Raw genomic sequence first — 4,979 nt, 5'->3', positions numbered from 1 at the left:
AGCGATACCCCTTCAAGCGAAATGACGACGGCAAGTCCGCCATGCGAGATCGCTAGTGGATAATCCGATGCCGATCCCGATACTCACCGACAGTGAGGTCCTGCCGCTGCTCGATATGGACGAGTTGGTTCCGCCGATGGAGGAGTTCCTCCATGCCTACTCCGCTGGAAGTGCTGTAACGCCACCGCGCCATGCTGTCGCCTTCGACCCGTACGGCAGACTGGTGTTCACAATTGGTGGTTTGCACCATCAGGGTCGCTCGCTTGCCGGCTTCCGAGCCTACGATACGTTTAAAACGAGCGGTGCTGAAGATGAGCAGATTGTCGCCGTTTGGGACAGCAGCCGCAGCGCATTGGTGGGACTGGTCCTGGGCGACTCGCTCGGCGAGTGGCGTACTGGGGCTCTCGGCGGGGTGGCAGTCAAACACATGAGCCGTCCGGACGCGACGACCTGCGCGGTCATCGGCACTGGTCGACAGGCTCGAACCCAACTGCTCGCGGTAGCAGCCTGCCGAACCCTCTCCGAAGTGCGCGTGTACGGCCGTACAGCGGAGCGTAGAAGGCAATTTGCTGATGAGCTTGCTGCCGAGACAAAACTCCACGTTTGGGCAACGGACACCACACGAGAGGCTGTCGAAGGTGTCGACATAGTGCTCTGCGCGACCAATTCCCGCACGCCGATCCTCGACACGGCGTGGCTCGCGCCGGGGACGCATGTGAACACAGTCGGTCCGAAGACACTTCGCGCACACGAGCTTCCCTTCGACATCGCTGCGCGGGTCACGCTCATCGCCACTGACTTGGTAGAGCAGGTGAATGCCTACCCTGAGCCATATTTTTTGAGCGATAAACCCGTGTGGACCAAGCTTCAGGAATTAGCTGGGTTAATCAAGAACAACGGCGTTGCTTCGCGTACAGAGAACGACATCAGCCTGTTCTGCTCTGCCGGCCTGGCAGGCACTGAGATTCTTGCAGCGGCTCATGTTTTGGAGCGCCATCGGATGTCGAAGCAGCACGGTTAGACACGACTGGCATCGCGCCGCAACGACTTACAAGGAAAACGAGCGGTTTCCTTGCGGTCACGCCGCGCTGACGAATGGTTGCCACTATCCGCAAGAAAACTCATTGCTGAAATTACCGCAAGCTTGTAGGCTAAAAATTATCTTTTCTGAGGGTGTTCGGGTGCGGCAATGCTGATCGGCTATGTCCGCGTCTCCAAGTCGGACGGAACCCAAACTCTCGCGCCGCAGCGGGACGCATTGCTGGCCGCTGGCGTCGATCCCGTCCGTATCTATGAGGATCTAGCGTCAGGTCGCCGCGATGACCGGCCCGGCCTTGTTGCTTGTCTCAAGACGATCCAACCGGGCAACACCCTCGTTCTCTGGAAGCTCGACCGGCTCGGTCGCGATCTGCGCCACCTGGTCAACACGGTCGAAGATCTACGCAACCGGGGCGTCGGCCTGAAGGTGCTGGCCGGCGCCGGCGCGCAGATCGATACAACGACCGCCAATGGGCGTTTGGCCTTCGGCATCTTTGCCGCCTTCGCAGAGTTCGAGCGCGAGTTGATCGCCGAACGCACCATGGCTGGCTTGGCCGCCGCGCGAGCCCGCGGTCGGATGGGCGGGCGGCCCCGCAAGATGGATCGGGCCACCTTGGTGATGGCGATGTCGGCGATGGCGGACCGGAAGGCAGTTGCCACCGAAGTGGCCGCGCGGCTCGGCCTGACCACCACCACGCTCTACGCCTACGTCAACGGCGACGGAACCCCGAAGGCTGCCGGCCAAGCGGTGCTCGACGGGGCGCACCGGCCCGCCACGGCGATGAAGACGCGATCCCGGCCGCCCCAAATTCCACGGCGTCGCTCATACGCAAGTACCGGCGCCTGATGCCAGCGGGTGTCGCTGTGCCGGGCGAAGCGATCGCAACCCTGCGTCGCCGCTTGGCGGCATTGCCGGCGCGCCACCCGGAACGCGATACCCTCATGAAGTCCACCGCCCAACTCTATGCGGTGAGCCGAGCCACGTTATATCGCCTACTGCGCGGCGACCGCCGTCCCAGGGATACGCACCGCTCCGACCGCGGCCGGCCGCGGTCGATGCCGGCGGCCGAGATCGAGCGCTGGTGCGAAATCGTCGCCGCGATGAAGGTCAGGACCACCAACAAGAAGGGGCGCCACCTGTCCACGGTGCGCACCCTTCAACTACTTGTGGAGCATGGGGTCGACACGCCTTATGGGTTTCAGAAACTGACTCCTGGCAGGCTGACTGCATCGACGATCAACCGGCACCTGCGCCGCCTTGGTTACGATCACGAGCGAATGATCCGTCAACCGCCTGCCGTCCGTTTCCAGGCCGAGACATCAAATGCGCTCTGGCACTTCGATATGAGCCCGTCAGACCTGAAACATCTGAAAGCTCCGCCATGGATCGATCCGGACCGGCACGGTGCGCCAACCTTGATGCTGTTCTCGGTCGTCGATGACCGATCAGGCGTTGCCTACTCGGAGTATCGTTGCGTCTACGGCGAGGATGTCGAGACAGCGCTGCGCTTCCTGTTCAATGCCATGACGCCCAAGCCGGCTGCCGCGGACGATGGCAGCCCGTTCCAAGGCATTCCGACCGCGATCTATCTCGATAATGGGCCTGTGGCGAAGTCGGCGGTATTCAAGCGAGTCATGGAAAGCCTTGGCATCGAGGTTCTGACCCACATGCCGGCCGGCTCGGATAGTCGGCGGACGACGGCGCGCGCCAAGGGCAAGGTCAAGCGGCCGTTCCGCACCGTCAAGGAAGCCCACGAAACGCTCTACCATTTCAACCAACCCGAGACCGAAGCCGAGGCGAACCAATGGCTGGCCCGCTTCATCGCGACATATAACCGTGGCAACCACAGGTCTGAACCACATTCCCGCCTCGATGACTGGCTGGCGCATCTGCCGCAGAACGGTGTGCAGGAGATGTGCTCTTGGGATCGGTTCTGCGCCTTTGCGCGTGAACCGGAACGGCGCCTCGTCGGTATCGATTGCCGTCTAACCGTGGCCGGCGTTACCTATGAGGTCGACGCCGAATTTGCTGGCAAGACGGTCGTCCTTTGGTGGGGATTGTTTGATCAGGAACTATGGGTCGAGCACGGCGAGGAACGGCGAGGGCCGTTTCTGCCGATCGGGGGCCCGATTCCGCTGCACCGCTACCGCAAGCATCGCAAATCACGCCATGAGGTCCGTGCCGACCAGGTCGGGACACTGGCAGGAAAACTTGTGCTCCCCCGCGCAGCGCTATCGGATGAGAACGGCGTTCTGATGATCGGCACCAAGCCGGCCGAAGTGCCCGTCCGTCCCTTTCGTGACCCCGATCCATTCCGTGAACTTCGTTTTGCGAACGCGATTGCCGCAAGGCGCACGATCGCGGATCAGATCAGGCTCCCGCTGGCCAAGCTGTCGGATGACGACCGTGCCTTCATCGATGCGCTGCTGGCCCGCACCCTGGCCCGTCCCGAGATCCTTGCCGTTGTGCGCGAGCGCTTCCCGCAGGGGCGCAGAAGAGGCACTGCCTGATGCTCACGGAAGTCATGCGGCACTACGGCTTGGCACGCCCGCCGATCGATGTAGGTTTTTTTGAGACCGACCATCACGCCCAGGTGTCGCGCGATATTCGTGCTGCGATCTTGGGCGGCCGGCTGATCGCGCTCACTGCCGTCATCGGATCGGGCAAGACGATTTTGTCGCGTCGGCTACGTGCCGAGCTTGAACGCGAGGGTCGGGTCATCGTCTCGCGTTCCTTGTCGGTCGACAAAGCGAAAATCAGCGTTCCGCTGCTGCTGGCCGCTTTGTTCTACGACCTGACCCCGGAGAAGACCGTCAAGATTTCCAGCCAATCCGAGCGTCGTGAACGCGACCTGCAGGAATTGTTTCGGCGAGCCAAGAAACTGGTCGCGCTGTTCATCGACGATGCCCATGACCTTCATCCCAAGACGCTGACCGCGATGAAACGCCTGATCGAACTCGTTACCAAGGGTGGCGGCCAATTATCGATCGTTCTGATGGGTCATCCCAAGCTCAAGAACGATCTCCGCCGGCCGAAAATGGAGGAAATCGGCGATCGGACCACGGTGTTTGAATTCGGCGGTCTGCGTGATCGCCAGCGCGACTACATCGACTGGGTTCTGAAAGCCTCGCTCGAAGCGAAGGTTGCACCCGATGAGGTGATCACCGACGAGGCGGCAACACTGCTCGCAGCCAAACTCAAGACGCCCCTGCAAATCGGGCAACATCTGGTGAGAGCATTCGAGGCCGGGTTTGAGATCGGCGCCAAGCCGATCGATGCCGGTATCGTCGAGGCGGTTCTTTCACGCCAGATCGACGATCTTGAGCCACAGTTGACACGCAACGGCTACGACTTGCGCAGCCTGGTCGAACAATTCGATGCAAAGCCTGCCGAAATTCGCAAACTGCTTCGAGGCGAGTTGGACCCAAGCCGTTCCCAGGAACTCATGGACCAAATGCGTGCCGCGGGCCTACCGACATGACTAGTCTCCCCCATCGTGCGTCGAAATCCACGATCTCGCGTCCGTCTCATCGATCGTGCGTTCGGTCTCAGATAATGTGCATCAGAAAGGGGCGATAATCTCAGCTAATTTGCGCAGATAAAGGGCCTCTATTGCGCGTCGGGCCGTTTATCATTGCGCGCCGCTACACTTATGCTACAAATCGGGGCGTTTCGTTACTTCGGGCCGACTAGAGCGGACCAAATGGCGCGGCAATCGATCAGCTCTCAAAGTTCGTCAAACGACGATACGGGTCGTGCCCGCCCCGTCAAAAAAACCCGCTCCAGACCAATCAACCGATGCGCCAAGCCCCAGTTCTCAGGCGCGAAAAACCCACGGAATCGCCAATCAAACACGTCGTCCACAACCACCCGCGCACAGGTCTCCTAGAGCACTTTCCGATCCCATTGGATCGGATGTAGTGCTCTAGGATATTGATAA

4 protein-coding genes are annotated in these 4,979 nt (G+C 60.9%); all 4 read left to right on the top strand.

Annotated features, from left to right (window positions below):
• Window positions 1–67: 67 nt before the first annotated feature.
• The 4 genes from ACP5E6_RS16055 (at window position 68) to ACP5E6_RS16040 (ending at window position 4,520) form a co-directional block, all read left to right on the top strand.
• A complete protein-coding gene (locus ACP5E6_RS16055; protein ID WP_427955765.1) occupies window positions 68–1,021 on the top strand; it encodes an ornithine cyclodeaminase family protein in 954 nt (317 codons plus the stop codon).
• Between the two features lie 168 nt (window positions 1,022–1,189).
• Window positions 1,190–1,885, top strand: coding sequence for a recombinase family protein (locus tag ACP5E6_RS16050; protein ID WP_427955763.1), 696 nt, complete (start codon window positions 1,190–1,192; stop codon window positions 1,883–1,885).
• Between the two features lie 17 nt (window positions 1,886–1,902).
• Window positions 1,903–3,549, top strand: a complete 1,647-nt coding sequence (locus ACP5E6_RS16045; protein WP_427955768.1) for an IS481 family transposase — start codon at window positions 1,903–1,905, stop codon at window positions 3,547–3,549.
• Entirely contained in the window at window positions 3,549–4,520 is a 972-nt protein-coding gene (locus ACP5E6_RS16040) for an ExeA family protein (RefSeq protein ID WP_427955760.1), read from the top strand. The genes ACP5E6_RS16045 and ACP5E6_RS16040 overlap by 1 nt, the downstream gene beginning before the upstream one ends.
• The last annotated feature ends 459 nt before the right edge of the window (window positions 4,521–4,979 follow it).

The organism is Acidiphilium sp. (genome assembly GCF_049977125.1).
Lineage (GTDB): Bacteria > Pseudomonadota > Alphaproteobacteria > Acetobacterales > Acetobacteraceae > Acidiphilium.
Note: the sequence above shows the minus strand (reverse complement) of the source record. Positions and strands in the feature narration are given on the sequence as shown.

What these genes read in the sequence shown, in the direction of transcription:
- ACP5E6_RS16040 (WP_427955760.1), top strand. Translation starts at nt 3,549, where the DNA reads ATGCTCACGGAAGTCATGCGGCACTACGGCTTGGCACGCCCGCCGATC.
- ACP5E6_RS16050 (WP_427955763.1), top strand. Translation starts at nt 1,190, where the DNA reads ATGCTGATCGGCTATGTCCGCGTCTCCAAGTCGGACGGAACCCAAACT.
- ACP5E6_RS16055 (WP_427955765.1), top strand. Translation starts at nt 68, where the DNA reads ATGCCGATCCCGATACTCACCGACAGTGAGGTCCTGCCGCTGCTCGAT.